This window comes from Vibrio cortegadensis, assembly GCF_024347395.1.
Lineage (GTDB): Bacteria > Pseudomonadota > Gammaproteobacteria > Enterobacterales > Vibrionaceae > Vibrio > Vibrio cortegadensis.
The window spans coordinates 185,450-207,248 of record NZ_AP025473.1; the positions used below are offsets into that span (position 1 = coordinate 185,450).

The following is a 21,799-nucleotide window of genomic DNA, read 5'->3' on the forward strand; positions in this document are numbered from 1 at the left end:
TTTCAACAGTGGCTAAATAAATAGACCGAATACTCATTGAAGAAAAATGATGCATACAAAGACAATGACCGACACCATGACAGATTCTAACACTCGACTTTTTTTACAGGGCATGGTTGTCATGATCCCATTAAGCATTGCCGTCTTACCGTGGGGGTTACTAGCAGGATCATTTGCGATTGATATTGGATTACACCCTTTAGAAGGGCAAGCGCTGTCAGCCATTCTATTTGCTGGCTCGGCACAATTGGTCGCAATGGGAATGATTAAGGCGGGAGCAGGGTTAACGACGATGCTGTTGACCACCTTCTTCATTACTTCACGCCACTTTCTTTATAGCGTGTCGATGCGAAGTAAAATCAGTCCTCTTCCCTTACGGTGGCGGTTATCACTAGGTTTTCTATTAACCGACGAGCTATTTGCTGTATGCGGGCACCAGACAGATAAACAGTTTAACCGTTGGTATGCCCTTGGCGCAGGGTTGAGTTTCTATCTGTTTTGGAACCTTGCCACCTTTGCTGGTATTGTCGCAGGAAGCTACATTCCTGCACTGAATGAACTCGGGTTAGAGTTTGCGGTTGCCGCAACGTTCATCGCAATCGTGATCCCGACCATCAAGAACATCCCCATATTAGTCTCTGTACTAGGTGCACTCGTGCTATCCGTTGGCCTCACTTATTGGGAAATTGAAGGCAGTCTCATGTTCGCAAGTGTGGGTGGCATGCTGCTCGGTTATCTAACGGAAAAATATTGGGGGGAACAGTCATGGTAATCCTCTCTATTTTCGCAATGACCGCTTTAGTCTTTCTTAGCCGGTATCTATTTTTAGAGCCCAAATTACCATTAAGACTCAACGCGCAAGCGCAAAAGTTGCTCAGTTATTCAAGCCCTGCGGTTCTGACTGCGATTTGGGGGCCAATTGTATTTATGCCCGACAGCACCTTGTCCCTTTCCGTTCAGAACCCTTATTTATGGGGCGCTGTGATTGCGGTTTTTATTGCATGGAAGACGAAAAATGTTCTCCTCACAACAATAGTGAGCATGCTGCTGTTCTTAGTGCTTAACGTATTCGTACTAAACTAGTCTTCGTTTAGCACTGGTTCCGTTATCTATTACAAGTAGACTTAAATGAAATGGCAACTAAGCAACTAAAAGCTTTACTTTGCTTGCCATTCAATTTCTATCAGCGTTTTGTCTCCACTCTTTAAACGCCCAAGAAAAACGTCTCCAGCATGAACTTCTCCAACGCCTTTGGGGGTACCGCTCATGATGATGTCGCCATCGTAAAGTGTCGTGTAGGTTTCAAGCTCAGCTAAAATAGCGAGTGGTGGATAGAGCATCTGTTCGACTTGCCCGCACTGTACGCGAACACAATTAATATAGAGTTCGATCTGCAATGTTTTCACATCAATGTAATCAAGGCTAATAAAACGACTCATCACCGCCGAACCATCAAATGCTTTGGCCCTTTCCCAAGGTAAACCTTTGTTTTTGAGATAAGACTGCAAATTACGCTTGGTCAGATCAAGACCAATTCCTACCGCTGATAATCGTCCCTGTTCAACAAGAAAGCAGATTTCAGCCTCGTAATGTAATGGCTCTTGATGGAACGAAGAGAGCGTCGACGTTACGCAGTTATTAGGCTTATTGAACACGACCATCTGTTCTGGTATCGGATTATTTAACTCTTTTATGTGATCGACATAGTTTCGCCCAATGCACACTATTTTAGTGGGTATAATTTCCCTTTCTCCGACTCGAACCGCGTTCATGTCCCTTTCCTTGGTTTAAATATGAGCGCAGAGTCTAACCTATCATTCCAGGTGGAGATAAGAATCACGCTGACTTTTCTATCAAAAATCAGATCTCTAGCTCAACTATTCTGAACTAAACCGCCCTTAAATTCCTAACTTTGAATGTGCAGAGCCCTGCTCGAATGAGAGCACACTACGCAAATATGCCGAGGCAATAACATCGATATGAAAGAAAAACGCTAGAATACAGGTCAATATAGATGGAAGTGAATTTAATGGCGTTGAAAAAATGAAAATAGATAAAAGCAAACACGATTCAGAACCAGATAAGAAACCCAAGAAAATCAAAAAATGGGCAAAAGAGCTGATCTCTATTCTGTTGATTGTCAGCCTATTTTCGTTCGCATTAGATTACTACTACAGTGCCAACATGCCATCAGGATCGGCTCCGCACATTGTTGGAACAGGGCTAAATGGTGAAATCTTAGATGTTAACGAACTCAGTAAAAATCAACCCGTTGTGGTTTATTTTTGGGCGACTTGGTGTGGCGCATGCAGCCTTGTGAGCCCAACGATCGAACGTTTTTCGCAAGATAACCCTGTCGTCAGCGTTGCTCTCTCGTCTGGAGATGACGCTCAGATCCGCCAATACATGCAAGAAAATGAGTATCAATTCTCTGTTTTAAATGATGTCACTGGCACACAGAGTCAGAATTGGGGAGTACGAGTCACTCCCACAGTTGTGATTATTCGAGATGGCGAAATTAAAAATATTACCACCGGTGTTTTGTCACCGATGGGACTGTGGTTTCGAGTTTTTATGAGCTAAAGCCAATCCCGGCTCAAGTTCACGAGAAGCATATTTACCAGAAGCATGTTCACCAAAAGCAAGCTCTCCAGAATATAGATAGTTACGATAACAACCGCACCACTAGCCCACCCGGTTCGCGCATCGCATCAGTATTATGACTCAACACGACACCGTGTGATGGTGAAAGGTATCGCATCGATTCTTGCCCAAACGCATCATACTGAATAGCCAATAGTTGATCTGGTTTTACCTCATCCAGAAGAGCAACCTGCGGAATAATAAACCCTCCGCTTTCCGCTCTGACTGTTACAATTTTACTCCCTTCCACGCATTCTCTGCTTGGTGGTTTCACCGTGCCGGTAATCATTTGATAGTGACTCAAAACATTGATTACGCCATCGACCGCACGCTGAATCATATCAAGTTGGGTCACTTTCCCCATCCCCACTTCAACCGTGATACTTGGGATCCCATTACGGTTCCACACGGTTTCCAAGATGCCCGGGTCTCCAGGATCATCTAATATGCAGTCAGGATCCATCAATCTCGCCATTTCCACCGCCGTAGGCAATCGAAAATCAGCGAACGCATACAATGGGTAAATTGCTCCACTGGTTTGAGTATGGAGATCAATCGCGAACGTAGCATTGGGTTTCAATAGCTTTTCCCATAAATTAGCCAAGAAACGTTCTGCTGTTGAACCGTCGTGGTTACCCGGAAAAAAACGATTCAAGTTAACGGAAGAAGCATCTGGTGCCGAAGTAATAAAATCTCGACTATGATTCAGCATTCCCGTTAAATTGACCGTAGGGACAATCGTCACACACCCAAAAACAGATTTTCCAACCAATTTTCGTGCCACTTGCTGAGCGGCCAAAACGCCATTGAGTTCATCGCCATGGATACCAGCAGTGATCATTAATAGAGGTCCAGACTGCGTCCCTTTAAACACTCTCACAGGAAGCAACTGTTGCTGAGCAATGCCACAAGTTGAAGCCTGAAACCAAAGTTGGTGTTCACCACAAGGTAAATCACCAACATCTAATGATTGGACGACTCGATGACCTTGTATCACGTCATCAAGAAATTGAGTTGTCATTTATTCATTTCTCCCACAGATTGCTGGTTTCTATACTTACTGAGATCATGTTGTCCAAAGCTTGCCACCATATATTTAACACCAGAGTAATCACAGCAATCATCAATCGCTACATATTTTTCACTTTCCTCGTGTTTATTGGGGGATATCTCTTTCCTTCAGATTTTTTTAACAACATCATCAAAAGGATATGATTGGCTTAGCCCGCGATAAAACGTATGATTTACTAACATCTTTTAACAAATTCTCTTTTAAATGACCCAATCAAATCATCACCCAATCCAAGGGGCAAGTTGGATGCTCACAGCAGGCTTAGCTTTCGCCATTGTGAATAGCCTTGCACAAGTCGCCAGTATTAAGTTTGGTCTCCCTTCCACAACTGTCGCACTTGTACAATATGCGATAGCTTTAGTCGTGATCTTGCCTTACTTAAGAACATTAGGGATCCGTCAATCTCTCAGAACCAACCGCCTTGGTATGCACCTTTTACGTGTTTTCCTTTCCGTTATTGGGATTCAACTGTGGTTGTGGGCGCTCGCGTACCCTGTACCCATTTGGCAAGGTATCGCATTGCTAATGACATCCCCTTTGTTTGCAACGATCGGCTCTGGTCTATTTCTAAAAGAGAAAGTAGGAACGGCACGCTGGGGAGCCACGCTGACAGGCTTTATCGGTGCTATGATTATTTTGGAACCATGGGGGGATACCTTTAACTGGGCGACATTACTCCCTGTTGGCGCGGCTTTTTTCTGGGCATGCTATTCATTAATGGTGAAGCGATTATCTTCCGATGACTCACCGTCAACCATGGTGGTCTATCTTCTTGTTTTAATCACACCATTCAATATTCTGCTCGCTCTTCCTGATTTTAATATGCCAACAGGTGGGACAATCTGGCTTGTATTACTTGCTGCTGGTGCGATGACAGCTTTGGCTCAATGGGCAATTGTTAAGGCTTATGCAGTTGCTGATGCTTCGTTTGTACAACCTTTTGACCATGCAAAGCTTCCTCTTAATGTATTAGCTGGCTGGATGGTATTTGGCTGGGTTCCACCTGGAAGACTGTGGCTTGGAGCGTTCATCATTATCGCGTCTGTTGCTTTTATCACTCATTGGGAAACAAAAAAGCCTTCTAAACAAAAAATAAAAATTTAATTTGAAATAAAAAGCTCGTTCATTAGTTCTTATTATTAAACGGAATCATGAAAGGAAGTGCCGATGTCAAACCCAATAAAAATCACGCTATACCGCTGGGGTGGAAGCTGGGGGCCATTTAAAGTCAATATCCCTTGTGGCGAATGCACTTTGACCAAAGATATTTTAAAAGATACCTTTGAGAATGAATTAGCGGATGTTCCAGTAGAGTTGGAAGTGAAAGATTGGCTTTCTTACTGGTGGGAGCCCTTAAAATTGGGCGCTTGGCATGCTCCAATTCTTGTCGTTGAAGGTAAAGTGATCAGTCAAGGGGAAGCTCTGAATCGAGGTGTTTTGGTTCAGTCGGTAATCAAAGAGTGGACCACACGAGACTCGCTTAAAGGAAGCATTGTCTATGGCAAAGCGACATGTCCATACTGTGTTAAAGCAAAACAGATGTTGGACGATGCAGGCATCCAGTATCAATACCATGATGTTGTCAAAGAGAGCGCCGCACTTTACCGCATGATTCCAGAAGTAAAAGCCATCATTGGCGAAAAAACACCGGTAACGGTTCCACAAATCTGGATGAATGGTAAATATATCGGTGGCGCAGACAACCTTGAAGCTTGGATTGGTGAGAATGGTCTCGATTCCATACCAGATAACGTCGTCGATTTGGCAAAGCAATCGGCAAGCTAATCATCGGAAAATTAGTCTCGACAGACATCAATTACAAACTGCTAATTTTCTTTCATTACTTAAAATGAAAAAGCCCCAGACATGACTGCCTGGGGCTTAAAATATATGCTAAAGCTTAATTACTTAGACATCTTCTTCATCATTTTTTTGATGAAAGATGTTTTCTTTGCTTTAGTCTTGCCATAAAGCGCTTGGTGCATCATGTCTTGAGCGATCATTTGACCAAGATAAGCACCGCCTAATTCGTTACCCATGTTATCTCTCCACATCAATATAGTTTTGTAATTAACTTTCTTTATGTGGCGATTTTACATTAAACAGAACCAAAAACAAGACTTGCATCACATTTTATTGTAATTAACTTTCATGATGAGTATTTAATAAAAATCAGTCGTATTTGACTCATCTATTTTCTTTTACTGTTCGAGGTTTATTCTCTTATTAGCTGCGCTTAGGTTGCTTATAGGTTTTACCTGCGGCTTGATACGTGTCTTTTTGCTTCAATTCAAACATTGATTCAAAGAACCAAGCCGCAAATTTGACAACGTCGTCTCCCGCATTCATTACGTGTTCAACAAACTCTTCTTCTTCACCTGCATCATTTTCTTGTAACGTTACGTGATAAACTCGCTTCTCACCTTCAACGTCGGCTAGCGCAAATTGACCCACTAGCGATTTTGCAGCTTCAGCAATTTCTTCATCTTCACAAGCAATTAATACCTCAAGCGCCTTTGGTAAATCGTCTTGCGCACATACGTTTTTAACTAAAACTTCAAATTCATTCTGTTGCATTTCACTTTCCTGATTATAGGATTCTCAATTGAGCGCATTGTATCAGTGAGCTTCTAACACGTCACCGCTTAAAAACATTGGTTAAATGCCTTTCGCTATTGCTTTCTATTACTCTCATCAACTCAGATGATAAAAAGCATAGTGTTCATTCCACGACATAAAACAAAGAGTGTAGGCCAAACCTCTGTCCCCCTAACCTAGTGGAGGAAACCACAATAAAAGTTAGTCCAAAAGTTTGAAATTTGCGCAAACATCGTCAATAGTAATATACATGCATATAAGAATAATAATTATCAGTTGGCTCAGGTAAAGGTAAGTGATCATTATGAAAAGATCATTAGCTAATCACACTATCGATATAGAACAGATCACCTCAACATTGATGCTAGATAATGTTGAGCTTTTAGAGCAGGTCTCACTGCAACTGCACCAAAATTTCAATTCATATTGTTCATGTATTGTGGAAATCAACAAAAGCGAGAATATTGCCCATACCCTTGCTTACGCCTGTGGTGGCGAAGTCATCAATAACTTCAACTACTCCTTAGAAAATACGCCTTGCGAAACCGTGCGACAGGCAACAAATGACCACTGCCTGTATACTGAAAAAGTGTATGACCTATTCCCAGAAGATGCCTTTCTACGAGAGTGCGGTATCGAGTCATATTTGGGTGTACCTTTAAAAGCACATAACGGTGAGATCATGGGGATTTTACTTTCAACCTTTGAGGAACCATTAGATGACACCGCTCAACTTCTTTATTGTCATCACGTTTACGCCAATATTATTGTTCATACTCTCAGGGAACGCTGGCTCTCAGAGCGCTCAAACCAATTATTCAATCAACTCAGCCACGAAGTCTCGCATGACAACCTAACTGGACTTTTAAATCGAAGTTGCTTAGCAGATAAACTTGAGTTGATGACTCAACAACTAGACCAACCCTTTTCATTAGCCTTTGTTGATATAGATAATTTCAAAGCAATCAATGATTTGTACGGGAACTATATCGGAGACCAAATCATAAAATTCACCGCAAAGAATTTATTACGTTCCGTGCCTGACCCCAACCTAGTATTTCGTATTGCTGGTGACGAATTTGCTTTCATCACCTTTTCAGATTCACCTATCGAAATGAGTCAAGAATTGATTAGCTCTATCAGTCAAGGCTATACAGACTCTGCTCACCAAATCAACTTTAGTGTGAGTATCGGTATTGCCAGAACATCAAATAACCAAGTAAGTGCCGATCAACTCATACTAAATGCAAGTCTCGCGCTCAAAGATTGCAAGCAATATCGAGATACACATATCCAGTGCTACGACACCCACCTGAGCGCTCAGTATCACCGTAAAACACAGATCATCGAAGCGATGAGAAACGAACTAGAAAAGCCAATTGAGGAAAACAGCGAGATCTACGTAGTGGTCCAGCCAATTGTTAACAACAACCGGACAGAATGGAATTACTTCGAAGTGTTATGTCGTTGGGATAGTGCCGAATACGGTTCCATCTCGCCGGTAGAATTTATTGAAGCGGCGGAACAGTCAGGACTCATTGTGCCATTGGGCCAAAGGATCATTGAGTTAGCTTGTCAGGCGAAGCAAATTTTAGAGCAAGGCCTAGGATACAAAGTAAAGTTCGGGATCAATTGCTCTGCAAACGAGCTTTCTGATTCCAGCCAGTATCTCTCAAATTTGCTTCACACCATCCGCAAATACCACTTCACACCGCCAGAATTCACTATCGAGCTCACTGAAACCGTCTTACTCACGCAAAGCGGGGGAATTGAACCGATTCTCAATGATATTCGTCACTCTGGGTTTACGGTTGCACTCGATGATTTTGGTACAGGCTATTCCAGTCTCAATTACATTCATAGCTACCCTATCGACTGCATTAAGATTGATGCAAGTTTCATCCGTAATATGATGACCAATAAATCCTCTGAGCATGTCGTGTCACTCATCATTCAACTTGCTCGGCATCTAGACGTTGACCTTGTCGCTGAAGGGGTTGAGCATTTAGAAGCACTGAATAAACTCTATTCGATGGGGTGCCACCAAATTCAAGGGTACTATTTCTCCCGCCCAGAGCGTCCACTGACGATTATTGAGCAGTGGAAAAACTTAAATCAGATACGTCGAGCATAAAAAAGCCGCTAGTGTGCAATCTCTTTGATTACATACTAACGGCTTCAATTTTATACATACTCATGCTGACTTAAAACAACCGATTCACTCCGCTTTAAATCAAAAGCATTAAGATCCGTTTTCCTGTTGTGATAAGTGATTCGCTAGCGTTGATGATCTTATCTGCTCTGCTTCTTGAGCTGCCAGTAAATTATCAAGCTCATCCGTTGTCGCTTTAAATTCGGCTATATCTTTCTTTGCCACAGAACTTGCCATTGGAATGTTCGCTTTCATTGCATCGACAGCTCGACCGCGCTCAATCAATTCATAATGCAAATGCGCACCCGTTACTCGTCCGGTTTTTCCAGAAAGGCCTATTTTTTGACCACGAGACACTTTCTGCCCTTTACGCACTAAAATTTTGCTTAAGTGCAAATATCTCGTTTTGTATGTGCTGCCATGTTTAACAACAATATAGTTACCAGCATAAGGGTGCTTGCGAGTCATGATAACTTGACCATCACCAGTAGAATATATTGGTGTCCCAACAGGTGTAGCAAAGTCCGTTCCGTTGTGAGGGCTAACGCGACCAGTAACAGGATGCAGGCGTTTGGGATTGAAGTTTGAACTTAAACGCCACTTTCGACTTGTCGGATAGCGCTGAAATGCTCTTTGTAAACTATCACCATTTTTATCGTAATATTGACCATCTTTGTGTAAATAAGCACTCAAGACTCGGCCACGATTAAAGATTTTGATCGCTTGGATCTCACGATTGCCACTTGCGATATCTCCAACAAATTGACGACGCTGCACAACTTCAAATTTATCACCAGCGCGTAAGTCTCGTGAAAAATTGATCTTATCTTTTAAAAGCCCGACAACATGATCTATCTCTATACTGCTCAGCCCCAGTTGATTCGCTGAAGCTGAAAAGCTCCCGTTAACCTCTCCGACTAGCGGTATCACTTTCCACTCTCCAGGAATGGATATGTCTTGATATTCAAAACTACCATCGTCTAACCTCTGGTAAGCCACTTTCTCTGCGATATTAAAAACCAACTCCATTTTGTCTAGTGCGCCCGTTGATTCATCTCGCCAAAAACGCAGTTGGTTCCCTGGCTTAAGGGTATCTAATGCCAAGAAGTTGAGATCTGTCTCCATCACTTTCATCATCTCTTGATAAGTAAAATCAAGCTGAGTGAAGATGCTACTGAGATTATCGCCAGGTTGAATTTCATATTCGAAATCAGGCGGAAGTGCTGCGGTGTTAGTTTCGGTAAAAAAAGAGCTAACTAATGAAGATTCAGGTAAGTTCAGCTCGATCGTCCGTTGCAGTTGATGATCAGGGAAAGAGGCGGAAAGCCCAAGAACAGCACCTAAAGGGAGACAAAAAACCAACGATTTTTTGTAAAGTGACCATTCAGAGAATCGGGAAGTAAGTATTTTTAAAGGCACAATCTAACCAATATCTTAAACTAATAAAGGAAAGAGAATATGCTTTTCTGAGCCAGAAATCATCATGGCATTGTCATCTTTACACTTAAAAAGGGCAACAATGTGCCCTTTAAAAGCTTAAAAACCCAGTACGACAAGAACTTAGAAAAAGTAATTATCTACACTTGTGTTGTTGATACCAGGCAATTATCTTCACCATATTCGTTAGGAATATAGCTATCCGCTTGCCCATCATTTACCCACTGATTTTCATTTACCAAATAACGAAACTCAAACTGGCTATCTTTCGGCAGTCGAGTTTTAAATTTGAACGTTTTTGTTTTTACTACTTTTTTCATTGGTGTCGCTTCCCAATCAAGGAAATCGGCAACAATCGCTACGGACTGAGCATCAGCGGCAGCAAGTTCAAAAGTCACTTCAACTTCATCTTTAGTCTTGAAAAAACGTTTGTTAATCATAGCAAGCTCCATTTGTTTAAAATTTATCAACGTTTATGTTTTAGTTCACAATTCTATACTTCTAATGACGATGATATGTAATTTGGCTCACATTAACAATATTGAGTTGCATATTATTCGAACACAAACCGATCATTCGCTCGCGATAATCTTCAGTTGCCCCGAAATTACGACTCGCTGTTTTTTCTCCACGGTTGGAGTATCTGCCATCGCGCTATCATCAGTTCTATCGAGATACTGAAGCTCAATAGAACCCTCTTCGATAGCCGTTAAACTCGTGATAGAAATACGATCCCCTACATAAAGGCTATCGGCTAAAACAACGCGGCTCCTTTGCGTATCAAACTTAAATAACGCCAGATAATAGAATACGCCAGAGCCTTGATTGGACACGCTCATAGGGGCTAAATAGGCGGCATAGTCTACTTGAGGAACGGGTAACACTTTACCAATATCAACTCGAACGGTTCCTCTTTCCAGACCCGAATCATAGTGGCCGTAGGCAATATATTGTTCGCTGTCCAGCTCATCAATAAACGAAAACGCACTCGTTTCTGGAACCTCTATCGTCCAAGGGTTGACTGACTTAAGATCAAAAACAGCCTTAACAACAGGATCGAAACTCACTGCACTCGAAGGATATTTCGCCAAGATCTCTTCATCGCTTAAACTAAAGCGATAGACACCACCAATGACCACGATGATCAACAAGAGGATGGGAATAAGTAAAATAAGAGGTATGGGTAAAATACGTTTCTTCATTTTGGATCCTAAATGACGGGTAATAATATGCGCTAAACTATGAATAATACCTTGAGATTCATTAAGTAACCTTACATTTATATTTGTCCGTTAGAAAGGGGATGTTTATGAGCCAAAAAATACGAACCACAGAGTGCGAATGCGGGAATGTTACCCTCATTTGCACAGGAGAGCCCATTCGTACTTCTATTTGCCATTGTTTTGAATGTCAAAAGCGAACAGGCAGCGTATTTGGTGTGCAAGCGCGTTTTCCCGCTGAGCAAGTTTCAATTCTTGGTGAAACTTCACAATACACGCGAATAGCCAATAGTAACCATAAAGTGACTTATCAATTTTGTCCTCACTGCGGCACGACAATGCAACTCACCTTGAGCGCGTTACCGGAATCAAGTGTCATTCCATTAGGTCTATTTAAAGAACAAGATTTCCCTGAACCCAGTTTCTCAGTATATGAAGAGAGAAAACATGGCTGGGTAAAATTTGACTGCCAAATGGAACATCTTGAGTAATATGCATCTTTTTGAAACGCTCAAGAATAAACCAATCGTTTTCTTCGCTTACTTTTGAGTAAGATCAAATGGAATAGCACAATTTATTTGTGTCTCTTTACTTAGCCTCGTTATAATCCAGCCCTTGGTATACAGAGGGCAACATCGTGATTTCAAAACTTCCTCGCTGGATTGAATATGGTGCATTCTTACTTGCGGCTCTTGCAGGTACCGTCAATGCAATTGGCTTAATGGGATTCCAGCATCAATCCATCTCCCACCTTTCAGGTACTGTGACACTTTTGGGCTCAAGCCTTTACAACGCTAACGACCTAACTCTACATCTACTGTTTATCGTACTGAGCTTTATGCTTGGTGCTGCCATTAGTGGTTTCTACATTGAAAGTACCGCTTTAAAACGTGGGCGTCGTTATGGCATTGCTCTATGTACCGAAGGAGCACTACTATTTACCGCTCTGTATGTATTGGTCAATGGCTCATTAACAGGGCACTATTTTGCTTCAGCCGCTTGCGGACTACAAAATGCGATGATCACAACCTATAGTGGCGCGATTATTAGAACCACTCATATGACCGGTCTCATCACTGACCTTGGGATAATGATCGGAGAGAGATTAAAAGGTCGTCCTTTTGATCGCAGAAAGGCAACACTATTTCTTTTCATTATTGCTGGCTTTGTTTCAGGAGGAACCTTAGGAGCAGCATTATTCAAACATTTTGATTTATATGCACTTGCTTTTCCGGCTACTTTTGCATTCATCATTGCATTTTGCTATTCCATCTTCCTGTATGTTAACAAGCTCACATCAAAACCATCGAAAAACAACACCACAAATACACTTGTAACACAAACAGAACAAATCGCTCAAAATACGAACTCTATCAATCTTTAATCTTGAATATTTAGCCAATATTCCTGCATAGTATTGCAATACTATGCAAAGCTAGGTAATCTCTCTTCCATTGAGTAAATACGGATGTTTAGTGAATATTTATGCCAAGGATTCGGCATTTGTTGACTAGTAGTAATTGAGATTATGATGATAAACGATACGCAAAATACGGAAGCACCAGTAAAAAAGAGTAATTTTTGGATGTTCTTCATCCCTTCACTAATTGGTTTGTTCCTTTTCATGGCGCCAATTAGTTATGATGGGGATCTCACCATTCCTGTTGCAGTATTAGCCAAATCAATCCAAGCCCTATTTGGTGACGCCTTAGTACCGATGATAACGATGATCATCGTTTTCATGTCTATTGCCTCTGTACTGACCAAACTGATTAAACCATCATTCATTGTTAATCATAGCTTTTTAAACGGTCTATTTAACCCTTCTCTATTATGGCTAGCAGTTAGAGTGATCGGTGGTGTTGCGGTTCTAATGACTTTTTTCCAGTTTGGTCCTGAAGCGATCTGGGAAGAGAACACTGGCGGGTTGGTTCTTGAAGGGTTGCTACCTACTCTATTTTCAGTCTTCATTTTTGCTGGTTTGCTCCTTCCACTTTTACTTAACTTTGGTCTACTAGAGCTGTTCGGTACTCTACTAAGCAAAATCATGCGTCCTGTGTTTAACCTTCCAGGTCGAAGTGCAATCGACTGTATGGCTTCTTGGTTAGGTGATGGCAGCGTTGGTATTCTTCTAACTAGCAAACAGTACGAAAACAAATTCTATACTCAACGTGAAGCGGCGGTTGTCGGTACCACATTCTCAGCGGTTTCTATTACTTTTAGCTTAGTTGTTATCGCTCAAGTAAACTTAGAGCACCTTTTCTTACCATTCTATGCGGCAATCTGCTTAGCGGGTTTCGTGGCTGCAATCATTATTCCTCGACTGCCTCCATTATCAATGAAAAAGAACACTTTCATTGATGGATCTGTACCAGATAAAGACGCAGACGCTATTCCTGCGGGCCACACCTCTTTCTCTTGGGGATTAGAGCAAGCATTAAATAAAGCAAGTAAAGTCACTTCAGTTAAATCTGTATTCGGTGAAGGCATACGCAATGCTGCTGATATGGTATTCGGCGTACTGCCTGTGGTGATGGGTTTAGGTACGATTGCATTGGTTATCGCTGAGTACACTTCTATTTTCTCTGTACTTGGACAACCATTTATTCCCTTCTTAGAGCTGTTAGGCATTCCAGAAGCGGTTGCGGCATCTGAAACCATCGTCGTTGGTTTTGCTGATATGTTTATTCCCGCGATTCTTGCGGCGTCGATCGACAACGAAATGACTCGATTTGTCATCGCTGCAATGTCAGTAACTCAACTTATTTATATGTCTGAAGTTGGTGCCCTGCTATTAGGTAGTCGTATCCCAGTCAATATCTTTGAACTGTTCATTATCTTTATCCTGCGTACGTTGATAACTCTTCCTGTTATCGCTGGTGTAGCCCATTTCATCTTTTAAATGAAATATGGCAAGTAAGATAAATAAATAGTTAGTTAGTTAGTTAGTTAGTTAGTTAGTTAGTTAGTTAGTTAGTTAGTTAGTTAGTTAGTTAGTTAGTTAGTTAGTTAGTTAGTTAGTTAGTTAGTTAGAGCCTCGCTTAATGCGGGGCTTTTTATTATAAAAAACAAATTTATGGCCGAAAAAAACCAAATCACATCTCTAATGGCTAGTATCCGTAAAATGTTCTATAAAGACTAGTTCTCGCGAGCTATAAACACATCTAAAATTTCAATTAAGTAACTGCATATACGCATAAATATCTCAGTTAACTAGGTATTTATCGTAACAATCACATCTTATTCGAACGAAATTCACATATTAATAGTACTCCATTCAGAGGCGTAGCTCACACATGCTGTTATTTCGTGGAATTGATAGCGATATCCAATCAAGTTTCATTCATACTTGCCGATACAATTACATAATAAGAAGAATAACGGATTACTTACTGGCTTATTTAAAGAGGGATTTTTATGAAGTTTAGTCACAAAGTTGTAGCGGCCTCATCGGCATTATTACTCGTTACCGTCTCCTTGCTGTCAATAAAACAGTTATATACCGTTCGCGCGGAAGTTGAGTCAAGTGTTAGCTCCAGCCTCAATGAACTGGTGGCAGGGGTCAAAAATACGGTTGTATCAGAGATGGAAGCAAAAAAATCTCTAGCCCAGAGCACAACCGAAATTCTAGAGATCTCTCCAAACGATCACGACTATGTTCAGGCGATTCTTGAAACACCAAAGTTAAAAAGCAGCTTTTTAGCCATCGGCTATGGCTATGAAGAGAATGGCTTTGTAATAGAGAACGACGATAACTGGGACGCTGGCTCTGATTACGATCCTCGCCAGAGACCGTGGTATAAAGACGCCAAATCAAAAGGGCACCTTGTTGTCACCGCACCTTATGTTGATGCATCAAGTAAAAACGTAATCATTTCAGTCGGGACCCCTGTTAAGAAAAATGGTCAACTTGTTGCTGGCATGTTCTATGACCTAGAATTAACAAACCTTGCAACTCTGGTCAATCAAGTCAATTTATTCGACGCTGGGTATCTATTCCTTGTAACAGACGATGGCACAACCATTGCTCACCCAGATGCTAAAAATAATGGTGAAAAACTATCAAGTTACCTTCCTCAGGCAACACTGACTGAGCAACCTCAAAACGTTGAGATTGATGGTAAAACCTTCATGATAAGTTTTACATCTATCCCAAGTGAAAATTGGTATGTTGGGGCAATCATAGACCAAGACATCGCTTTCGCATCAATCAAAGAGATGCGCGATAGCTCAATTCTGTTCACTATTATCGGTTTAATTCTAAGTATCATCGCGTTGACCTTACTTATCCGATTCCTTATGCGCCCATTGGATGCCCTAAACGCTGCAATTAATGATGTTGCGTCAGGTCAAGGTGATCTAACGAAGAGACTAGACACCAACACGGATCAAGAATTTTCAGATCTTGCACAAGGCTTCAATACTTTCACCGAAACTCTTCAGCGCCAAATCACTCAATCTAAAGCGATAGGTGAAGAGATCATGCGCGGTACTGAAATGACAGTTGCAGGTTCGAAAGCCTCAGCAGAAGCGATGAATACTCAGCTTCAAGAGCTTGAACAACTTGCAACCGCAATGCATGAAATGGCGACAACCTCATCAGATGTAGCCAATAACGCCCAAGGCGCAGCAGAAGCCGCCAAAGTGGCAGGTGAAGCAACTCAGGAAGGGACATCAGTAGTCAGAGACACGACTACGGCTATCGACGCCTTATCGAGCCGTATTGATGAAGCCGTATCGGAAGTACAAGTTCTGGAATCAGCGACGGATAACATTGAAACAATTCTAAAAGTCATTAATGACATCGCCGATCAAACCAACCTACTTGCACTCAACGCTGCAATTGAGGCTGCTCGAGCGGGAGAATCCGGACGTGGCTTCGCCGTTGTCGCAGATGAAGTCAGAACATTAGCGCAAAAAACTCAACAATCGACGACTGAAATTAAAAGTATGATCGAACAGCTACAAGCGGGTGCTAGTTCAGTTTCCAATGCCATGAATCAAAGTAAAGATACGGCATTTGAGGCTGTTGAGCGTTCACAGCAAGCCAATGGGGCTTTAGATAAGATTAGAGATGCGATTCACCAAATCTCTGATATGAATATTCAAATAGCATCAGCAGCAGAAGAGCAAAGCTTGGTGGCAGAAGAGATCAATAACAACACAGTGAAGATCAAAGATCTATCCACACAAGTTTCAGAAGCCGCAGATGGTGCCAATCTTGCGATGCAAGTTCAAACTGAAAATGTTCGAGAGCAAGATTCAATCATGAACAAATTCATCGTTTAGTTTATTGGCTAACTCACACAAAAAGCGAGTCATTCACTCGCTTTTTGTATTTATAACAATAATATATGAAACAACAACCAATCATTACTCATATCAAAGAACTCAACTAAAGTTGTAACTATTTCTGGCTACTCTTGAGTTTTCTAACTATAACACTGATAGAGAATGAAATTTCAGAAGGACATGACATGAAATTCAGCCACAAAATTGTTGCCGCTTCATCCATCTTATTATTGGTTACCGTATCGTTATTAACCGCAAAACAATACTTCACTATGCAATCTGAAGTTCAATCACAAGTGAACGAAAGTGTAATAGAAATCATTGATGGCGTTAAAAATACCGTAGCTTCCGAAATTAATAACCGTAAAGCGATCGCCGCCTATTCCACAAGCATGCTTGAAGTTGATTTGTCACCTCAGCACATTTCCGATGTGATTACCCGTCCAGTAGTCAAAGATACGTTTCTCCTTGTTGGGTTAGGATTTGAAAATGATGGTTCCAATATTAATAATGATCCTTCCTGGAATCCTGGTAGCAGTTGGGACCCAAGATCTCGCCCATGGTACAAAGCAGCACAGCAAGCAAATAAACTGATCATCACCGCCCCTTACGCAGACTCCGCCACCAATGAGATCCTCGTATCGATTGCGACTCCTGTACGTGAGAATGGTAACTTCATCGGGTCTATTTTTTACGACGTAAGCTTGGCTGGACTTGCAGAAATAGTAAATAAAGTGACCCTATTTGATGCCGGTTACCTATTTTTAGTATCCGAAAATGGAACCACCATTGCTCACCCTGAAAGCAGTATGAATGGTAAACCGATGAGCGAGTATTTACCAAATGTGAGCATCAAGGAGTCACCGCAATATGTCGATCTTGATGGTAAAACCTTTGCTGTCGATTTCTCTAAAGTACCCGGCGAAGATTGGTACGTCGGAGCAATTTTAGATGAAGGTATTGCTTTCCAAGCAGTTTACGACTTACGTGATAGCTCCATTTTATACACTTTAATTGCGCTTGTGCTCAGCATTGCAATACTCCTAATACTGATCAAATCATTAATGAAACCATTAGAAGTACTGAATGATGCAATCCAAGACGTTGCTTCCGGTCAAGGTGACTTAACGAAACGCCTAGATACCAATACTGACCAAGAATTCTCTCAACTTGCCCAAGGTTTTAACACCTTCACCGAAACGCTGCAAATGCAAATTACTCAATCTAAAACGATCGGTAAGGAGATAATGAGCAATACGGAAATGACAGCAAGCGGTGCTGAACAATCGGTATCGGCAATGCAAAATCAGCTTCAAGAGCTTGAACAACTTGCGACTGCGATGCATGAAATGGCCACGACGTCATCAGATGTCGCAAACAATGCTCAAGGTGCCGCCGCCGCAGCGAAAGACGCTGATGAAGCAACCATTGAAGGCAATACCATTGTTGGTGACACAACGGTCGCAATTGATAACTTGTCGGCTCGTATTGATGAAGCCGTTTCAGAAGTACAAGTATTGGAATCTGCAACAGATAACATCGAAACCATTCTTAAAGTAATCAATGACATTGCTGACCAGACAAACTTACTTGCTCTTAATGCTGCCATTGAAGCCGCGCGAGCAGGAGAATCTGGCCGTGGATTTGCTGTTGTAGCAGATGAAGTGAGAACTCTTGCTCAGCGAACTCAACAATCGACCACTGAAATTCGCAGTATGATTGAACAGCTTCAAGCAGGGGCAAGTTCAGTGTCTAACGCGATGAATCAAAGTAAAAATACAGCCATTGAAGCGGTAGAGAAGGCACAGCAAGCCAATGGTTCTCTTGAGCGAATTCGTGGTGCAATCGAGCAGATTTCAGACATGAATATCCAGATTGCCTCAGCAGCAGAAGAGCAAAGCTTAGTTGCGGAAGAGATAAACAACAATACAGTGAAAATTAAAGATTTATCCACTCTAGTAGCTGATGCAGCAGAAGGGGCAAATGCTGCAATGCAAGTCCAGATCAGCAATGTCAGAGAACAGGATGATCTTCTTAATAAGTTCATTGTTTAAGTAAAGCTAGCTGGATAGAGAGATAAAAAAACGAGGCTTAATGCCTCGTTTTTTATTAACTATTAACTAGCATCATGCAGGATTTTGCTGGAATATCGAAGCTTAACTTTCCGCCAATATTCTCTAATGTTTTACGAGTCATTAAATCGGTCACATCAGCGCCCCAAGGAACAAGTAGACTTTGGCTTCGAACCGACTTATTGATCACCACCAGGCCTTTCTTCCCTCTAGAAAATACAATCATGTCGTCATTTGCTTCGATCACTGACATTTTTTCACCATGAACCTGGTTATGAAACCCGATCATATTCATCATTGCTTCTGAGCGCCAAGCATCCTGCCAACGTGGTTTTCCTTCTGAATTTACGATACCACTAGTATCTAAATCAGTGTAGACAAGTGGGACGCCCCCATCACGACCTAAAATGTATGCATAAGCCAAGTGTTCACTTGCTTCATCCATCACCAAATCAAGGAAGACATCGTTGTTTGGAATATCATGAGTAACCGTAAACGTTATCGCTCGACGATGTGACAACGCCTGGCCAAAGCAGTATGGGTCAATCAAAGCTTTCAAACTGCCTTTCGGAGCAAACGCATCATGAATGGTTTTAAAAAGAGGGAAATCATACGCCCCTAAACGAGTCTCTTCTAAATAAGGTTTTAAGAAAATCTCGTACTCTTCTTCAGTCGCACCACCATCTGTGATTATTTCACCAAAAATATGAATATCTTTAGTTATGTCCTCAGTCCATACTCTTTTAAGATGCTCAATTGACATGTGCTTAGCCGCATCAATTCGGAAGCCTTTAACACCCATAGCTTTTAAAGCTTTAAGGTAATTCTGCTGTTGAGTTACAACATAATCGCTCACGCGCAAAGTCGGTAAGCCGGGATCTTGTGGTCCGCCTGATATACGACCATTTTGCACTTCCCACTTATCTTTCCAATTCTCAATACCGAACGCTTCAACAAAATCATCTTCATCAAACAGCGGCTTAGAGAGATCGCCAAATAGTTTTAATTCCTCAACCCGTCCATTGCTCTCTTCATACTCCGCCATATCCGCTGCATTAGGGTATTGCAGATCTAATCGCTGCTTAGATTCGTTAGCCATGTGATTGAAGACCACATCTACATAGGTTCGTATGCCTTGTGCTTTTAAAGCATCAACCATCGCCTTAAAGTCATGTGTATTGCCAAGTTGGTTGTCAATAATTCGGTAATCTTGAGGCTGATATCGTTGCCACCATTTCGTACCTTCAGCCGTTCTCGCTGATTTCATTGGCGGTGAAACCAACACTGATTTGTAACCCAAAGAATGGATGGTACTAGCTTGAAGGGCGATGTTTGAATAAGTCCAATCGAATGCATGTAAAATCACATCACTACTCTTCTGCTTCGGCACTACTGAATGCGTCATAATTTCTCTCCTATCTTCTTGGGCTTCAACCTATACATACAAGGTTAAAAATGAATACAAGCCCAAACAATGCAACGATTATATGATCAGCAATGAAATCTCCCTCCCCCTTTTGCAATGCGACCCCGGAGGATACCTTAGGGCGTAGAAGGTTAACGGAATGAAATTCTGGATAATTCATGCTTCAGCTTTCAACTTACCCCTATGCACACTCTAAAAAAAATAGACATAACACTTTGATATATTGAAAGAATAATTAATTTCCAGCACAAACGCCCTTACTCCATTCCTTTTCATGATGTTTATGAAAACCTCTTACTACCACGTAAAGTATTTTAGGGATCAGTTAATAGCCAAAGCCAAAGCTGTGATCTTTATCACTCATAGCAGTAGTCATAAATGGGGAAACATAAACAATCAAACAACACGTCGGCAAAAAAAAGAGCATAGAATTACCTCTATGCTCTTAAGTTTTCGTTATAGATGACTTCAATCAAATTACGTTCGGTATAAAACCTTAATAACATGCCAACCAAATTTTGTTTTTACCAATAGTGGCGTTAAGATTTCACCAGTGAATACGGCTTTATCAAACTGAGGGACCATCTGCCCTTTTTGAAATTCCCCTAAATCCCCTCCTTTTTTACCTGACGGACAGGTGGAGAATTTTTTTGCAAGCGTCTGAAATTTTGCGCCTTTCTTTAACTGTTTGATAATGTCTTCTGCTTGTTCTTTATGCTTCACCAAAATGTGAAGCGCTGCTGCTGATCTAGCCATAATTAATCTCAAAGTGTTGCGATACGCCATTTTACCTCATCAATTCTAAATCTTCACTCATCGTTACCTAGCCAATTTGAGTAGACGCAATAAAAACACATAAATATTAAGACTTAAGTTGCCGTTAAGCTATGATCAGATAAGATTGCATAAGAATATTTTAATGTAGGTGGATATATATGGCTCGACCAAAGAGTAAGGCTAACCAATCGCAAGGCATGCTAATGTTTAAGCTATCATTAAAGCAAAGCTTTGCCATTGGTACGCTTAAGGTAAGAGAAATTGTCCCTTATATGCCAACGACAAAAATCCCATACTCTCATCATCATGTTATTGGTACTATCACCATCAGAGAGCTAACCGTGCCTGTCATTGATATGTCCGCGGCGATTGGTTTTCGTCCAATAGAGCCAGAAGAGTATGAAAATTGCTTCCTAATTGTCACCGACTGTTTGCGAACTGTGGTTGCATTTATGGTGCGATCTATCGACAAAATAATAGAGTGTGATTGGAAATCTATTGAGCCGCCACCAACCGTAACTGGACATAATGTCTTTGTTACCGGAATCACCCGATTTGAAGACAACATCGTCCAGCTGTTAGATGTAGAATTATTGCTATCTAAAATCTACCCACAGTATGACTCAGCTCGAATTCCAATGCTCACCGATATTGAACGAGAAAGACTAAAAGCGCTGCATATTTTGCTGGTAGACGATTCATCCATTGCCCGCAAGCAGCTTTCCGATGCCTTAGATAGTATTAATATTCCATACAAAATTTGTAATAACGGCCTTGATGCTTTAAAAGTCATGAAAGAGCAAGCTGAGAACAATACCCCTATTGAACTTCTCGTAAGTGATATAGAGATGCCCGGTTTAGACGGCTATGAGCTAGCCTTCGAAGTACAAAATGATCCCTCTCTAAACCAATCTTACCGCATATTACATACATCCCTTTCTAGCGAAATTTGTGTCGATAGGGCGCAGCAAGTAGGAGCACATGAAGCGTTAGAAAAGTTTAATGCTGGTGAACTAATTGAAGCGATGTTACGAGGCGCTAAGAACTTAGAATCCGCAGCAATGACAAGCTAATCATTCGATTTAATGTTCAACAAAATAGCCTTAGCCT

The 21,799-nt window shown here is 41.4% G+C and carries 21 protein-coding genes; 12 read left to right on the top strand and 9 right to left on the bottom strand.

The genetic code is table 11. The features are described from left to right. Positions 1-46: 46 nt before the first annotated feature. Entirely contained in the window at positions 47-772 is a 726-nt protein-coding gene (locus OCV39_RS15350; RefSeq protein ID WP_390903264.1) for an AzlC family ABC transporter permease, read from the top strand. Further along, positions 766-1,083: an AzlD domain-containing protein gene (locus tag OCV39_RS15355; protein ID WP_171755498.1), complete on the top strand. Its 318-nt coding sequence runs from the start codon at positions 766-768 to the stop codon at positions 1,081-1,083. The genes OCV39_RS15350 and OCV39_RS15355 overlap by 7 nt, the downstream gene beginning before the upstream one ends. A 74-nt stretch (positions 1,084-1,157) precedes the next feature. Here OCV39_RS15355 and OCV39_RS15360 read toward each other — a convergent pair whose 3' ends face one another. Next, the gene (locus OCV39_RS15360) at positions 1,158-1,772 is read right to left on the bottom strand and encodes a fumarylacetoacetate hydrolase family protein (protein ID WP_171755499.1); all 615 of its coding nucleotides are present in this window, start codon (positions 1,770-1,772) and stop codon (positions 1,158-1,160) included. A 271-nt stretch (positions 1,773-2,043) separates the two neighbouring features. Between OCV39_RS15360 and OCV39_RS15365 the strand changes: the two genes are divergently transcribed. Continuing rightward, complete coding sequence (locus tag OCV39_RS15365; protein WP_171755500.1) at positions 2,044-2,583, top strand: protein disulfide oxidoreductase; 540 nt, start codon at positions 2,044-2,046, stop codon at positions 2,581-2,583. Positions 2,584-2,665: 82 nt separating this feature from the next. Here OCV39_RS15365 and OCV39_RS15370 read toward each other — a convergent pair whose 3' ends face one another. Next, on the bottom strand, positions 2,666-3,664 hold the full coding sequence (locus OCV39_RS15370; RefSeq protein WP_113798394.1) for a succinylglutamate desuccinylase/aspartoacylase family protein: 999 nt from the start codon (positions 3,662-3,664) through the stop codon (positions 2,666-2,668). A gap of 255 nt (positions 3,665-3,919) precedes the next feature. Between OCV39_RS15370 and OCV39_RS15375 the strand changes: the two genes are divergently transcribed. Next, positions 3,920-4,819 carry a DMT family transporter gene (locus OCV39_RS15375; RefSeq protein WP_029203412.1) on the top strand — a complete coding sequence of 300 codons (900 nt, stop codon included), beginning with the start codon at positions 3,920-3,922 and terminating at the stop codon, positions 4,817-4,819. 63 nt (positions 4,820-4,882) lie between these two features. Further along, positions 4,883-5,500, top strand: a complete 618-nt coding sequence (locus tag OCV39_RS15380; RefSeq protein WP_017052966.1) for a glutaredoxin domain-containing protein — start codon at positions 4,883-4,885, stop codon at positions 5,498-5,500. Positions 5,501-5,619: 119 nt separating this feature from the next. Here OCV39_RS15380 and OCV39_RS15385 read toward each other — a convergent pair whose 3' ends face one another. Further along, on the bottom strand, positions 5,620-5,754 hold the full coding sequence (locus OCV39_RS15385) for a hypothetical protein (protein ID WP_017052967.1): 135 nt from the start codon (positions 5,752-5,754) through the stop codon (positions 5,620-5,622). A 187-nt stretch (positions 5,755-5,941) separates the two neighbouring features. Further along, the gene (locus tag OCV39_RS15390) at positions 5,942-6,292 is read right to left on the bottom strand and encodes a hypothetical protein (RefSeq protein WP_017052968.1); all 351 of its coding nucleotides are present in this window, start codon (positions 6,290-6,292) and stop codon (positions 5,942-5,944) included. Between the two features lie 325 nt (positions 6,293-6,617). Here OCV39_RS15390 and OCV39_RS15395 point away from each other — a divergent pair, with 325 nt between their 5' ends. Next, positions 6,618-8,447 carry a putative bifunctional diguanylate cyclase/phosphodiesterase gene (locus OCV39_RS15395; RefSeq protein WP_261889929.1) on the top strand — a complete coding sequence of 610 codons (1,830 nt, stop codon included), beginning with the start codon at positions 6,618-6,620 and terminating at the stop codon, positions 8,445-8,447. A gap of 108 nt (positions 8,448-8,555) precedes the next feature. On the opposite strand, the gene OCV39_RS15400 is transcribed toward OCV39_RS15395, so the two are convergent. From OCV39_RS15400 to OCV39_RS15410, 3 genes are all read right to left on the bottom strand, one after another. Then, positions 8,556-9,884: a peptidoglycan DD-metalloendopeptidase family protein gene (locus OCV39_RS15400; protein ID WP_017052970.1), complete on the bottom strand. Its 1,329-nt coding sequence runs from the start codon at positions 9,882-9,884 to the stop codon at positions 8,556-8,558. A 158-nt stretch (positions 9,885-10,042) separates the two neighbouring features. Beyond that, the gene (locus OCV39_RS15405) at positions 10,043-10,342 is read right to left on the bottom strand and encodes an isoamylase early set domain-containing protein (RefSeq protein ID WP_017052971.1); all 300 of its coding nucleotides are present in this window, start codon (positions 10,340-10,342) and stop codon (positions 10,043-10,045) included. A gap of 132 nt (positions 10,343-10,474) precedes the next feature. Continuing rightward, positions 10,475-11,104, bottom strand: coding sequence for a hypothetical protein (locus OCV39_RS15410; protein ID WP_017052972.1), 630 nt, complete (start codon positions 11,102-11,104; stop codon positions 10,475-10,477). Positions 11,105-11,211: 107 nt separating this feature from the next. On the opposite strand from OCV39_RS15410, the gene OCV39_RS15415 reads away from it, so the two are divergent. The 5 genes from OCV39_RS15415 to OCV39_RS15435 all read left to right on the top strand — a co-directional run bounded on the left by OCV39_RS15415 (position 11,212) and on the right by OCV39_RS15435 (position 18,468). Continuing rightward, a complete protein-coding gene (locus tag OCV39_RS15415) occupies positions 11,212-11,613 on the top strand; it encodes a GFA family protein (RefSeq protein WP_390903265.1) in 402 nt (133 codons plus the stop codon). Positions 11,614-11,759: 146 nt separating this feature from the next. Beyond that, complete coding sequence (locus OCV39_RS15420; RefSeq protein WP_017052974.1) at positions 11,760-12,506, top strand: YoaK family protein; 747 nt, start codon at positions 11,760-11,762, stop codon at positions 12,504-12,506. Between the two features lie 147 nt (positions 12,507-12,653). After that, positions 12,654-14,024: a YjiH family protein gene (locus OCV39_RS15425; protein ID WP_017052975.1), complete on the top strand. Its 1,371-nt coding sequence runs from the start codon at positions 12,654-12,656 to the stop codon at positions 14,022-14,024. Between the two features lie 515 nt (positions 14,025-14,539). Further along, positions 14,540-16,411 carry a methyl-accepting chemotaxis protein gene (locus OCV39_RS15430; protein ID WP_261889931.1) on the top strand — a complete coding sequence of 624 codons (1,872 nt, stop codon included), beginning with the start codon at positions 14,540-14,542 and terminating at the stop codon, positions 16,409-16,411. Positions 16,412-16,599: 188 nt separating this feature from the next. After that, entirely contained in the window at positions 16,600-18,468 is a 1,869-nt protein-coding gene (locus OCV39_RS15435) for a methyl-accepting chemotaxis protein (protein WP_261889932.1), read from the top strand. Positions 18,469-18,523: 55 nt separating this feature from the next. Here OCV39_RS15435 and OCV39_RS15440 read toward each other — a convergent pair whose 3' ends face one another. Further along, positions 18,524-19,891: an alpha-amylase family protein gene (locus OCV39_RS15440; protein WP_113798407.1), complete on the bottom strand. Its 1,368-nt coding sequence runs from the start codon at positions 19,889-19,891 to the stop codon at positions 18,524-18,526. A 498-nt stretch (positions 19,892-20,389) separates the two neighbouring features. Beyond that, entirely contained in the window at positions 20,390-20,668 is a 279-nt protein-coding gene (gene ppiC, locus OCV39_RS15445) for a peptidylprolyl isomerase PpiC (RefSeq protein ID WP_017052979.1), read from the bottom strand. Between the two features lie 179 nt (positions 20,669-20,847). Here ppiC and OCV39_RS15450 point away from each other — a divergent pair, with 179 nt between their 5' ends. Further along, complete coding sequence (locus tag OCV39_RS15450) at positions 20,848-21,762, top strand: chemotaxis protein (RefSeq protein ID WP_017052980.1); 915 nt, start codon at positions 20,848-20,850, stop codon at positions 21,760-21,762. Positions 21,763-21,799: the final 37 nt, after the last annotated feature.

What these genes read in the sequence shown, in the direction of transcription:
- OCV39_RS15430 (WP_261889931.1), top strand. Translation starts at nt 14,540, where the DNA reads ATGAAGTTTAGTCACAAAGTTGTAGCGGCCTCATCGGCATTATTACTC.
- OCV39_RS15375 (WP_029203412.1), top strand. Translation starts at nt 3,920, where the DNA reads ATGACCCAATCAAATCATCACCCAATCCAAGGGGCAAGTTGGATGCTC.
- OCV39_RS15405 (WP_017052971.1), bottom strand. Translation starts at nt 10,342, where the DNA reads ATGATTAACAAACGTTTTTTCAAGACTAAAGATGAAGTTGAAGTGACT.
- OCV39_RS15365 (WP_171755500.1), top strand. Translation starts at nt 2,044, where the DNA reads ATGAAAATAGATAAAAGCAAACACGATTCAGAACCAGATAAGAAACCC.
- OCV39_RS15450 (WP_017052980.1), top strand. Translation starts at nt 20,848, where the DNA reads ATGGCTCGACCAAAGAGTAAGGCTAACCAATCGCAAGGCATGCTAATG.
- OCV39_RS15440 (WP_113798407.1), bottom strand. Translation starts at nt 19,891, where the DNA reads ATGACGCATTCAGTAGTGCCGAAGCAGAAGAGTAGTGATGTGATTTTA.
- ppiC (WP_017052979.1), bottom strand. Translation starts at nt 20,668, where the DNA reads ATGGCTAGATCAGCAGCAGCGCTTCACATTTTGGTGAAGCATAAAGAA.
- OCV39_RS15410 (WP_017052972.1), bottom strand. Translation starts at nt 11,104, where the DNA reads ATGAAGAAACGTATTTTACCCATACCTCTTATTTTACTTATTCCCATC.
- OCV39_RS15355 (WP_171755498.1), top strand. Translation starts at nt 766, where the DNA reads ATGGTAATCCTCTCTATTTTCGCAATGACCGCTTTAGTCTTTCTTAGC.
- OCV39_RS15435 (WP_261889932.1), top strand. Translation starts at nt 16,600, where the DNA reads ATGAAATTCAGCCACAAAATTGTTGCCGCTTCATCCATCTTATTATTG.
- OCV39_RS15385 (WP_017052967.1), bottom strand. Translation starts at nt 5,754, where the DNA reads ATGGGTAACGAATTAGGCGGTGCTTATCTTGGTCAAATGATCGCTCAA.
- OCV39_RS15415 (WP_390903265.1), top strand. Translation starts at nt 11,212, where the DNA reads ATGAGCCAAAAAATACGAACCACAGAGTGCGAATGCGGGAATGTTACC.
- OCV39_RS15395 (WP_261889929.1), top strand. Translation starts at nt 6,618, where the DNA reads ATGAAAAGATCATTAGCTAATCACACTATCGATATAGAACAGATCACC.
- OCV39_RS15370 (WP_113798394.1), bottom strand. Translation starts at nt 3,664, where the DNA reads ATGACAACTCAATTTCTTGATGACGTGATACAAGGTCATCGAGTCGTC.
- OCV39_RS15360 (WP_171755499.1), bottom strand. Translation starts at nt 1,772, where the DNA reads ATGAACGCGGTTCGAGTCGGAGAAAGGGAAATTATACCCACTAAAATA.
- OCV39_RS15350 (WP_390903264.1), top strand. Translation starts at nt 47, where the DNA reads ATGATGCATACAAAGACAATGACCGACACCATGACAGATTCTAACACT.
- OCV39_RS15380 (WP_017052966.1), top strand. Translation starts at nt 4,883, where the DNA reads ATGTCAAACCCAATAAAAATCACGCTATACCGCTGGGGTGGAAGCTGG.
- OCV39_RS15390 (WP_017052968.1), bottom strand. Translation starts at nt 6,292, where the DNA reads ATGCAACAGAATGAATTTGAAGTTTTAGTTAAAAACGTATGTGCGCAA.
- OCV39_RS15425 (WP_017052975.1), top strand. Translation starts at nt 12,654, where the DNA reads ATGATAAACGATACGCAAAATACGGAAGCACCAGTAAAAAAGAGTAAT.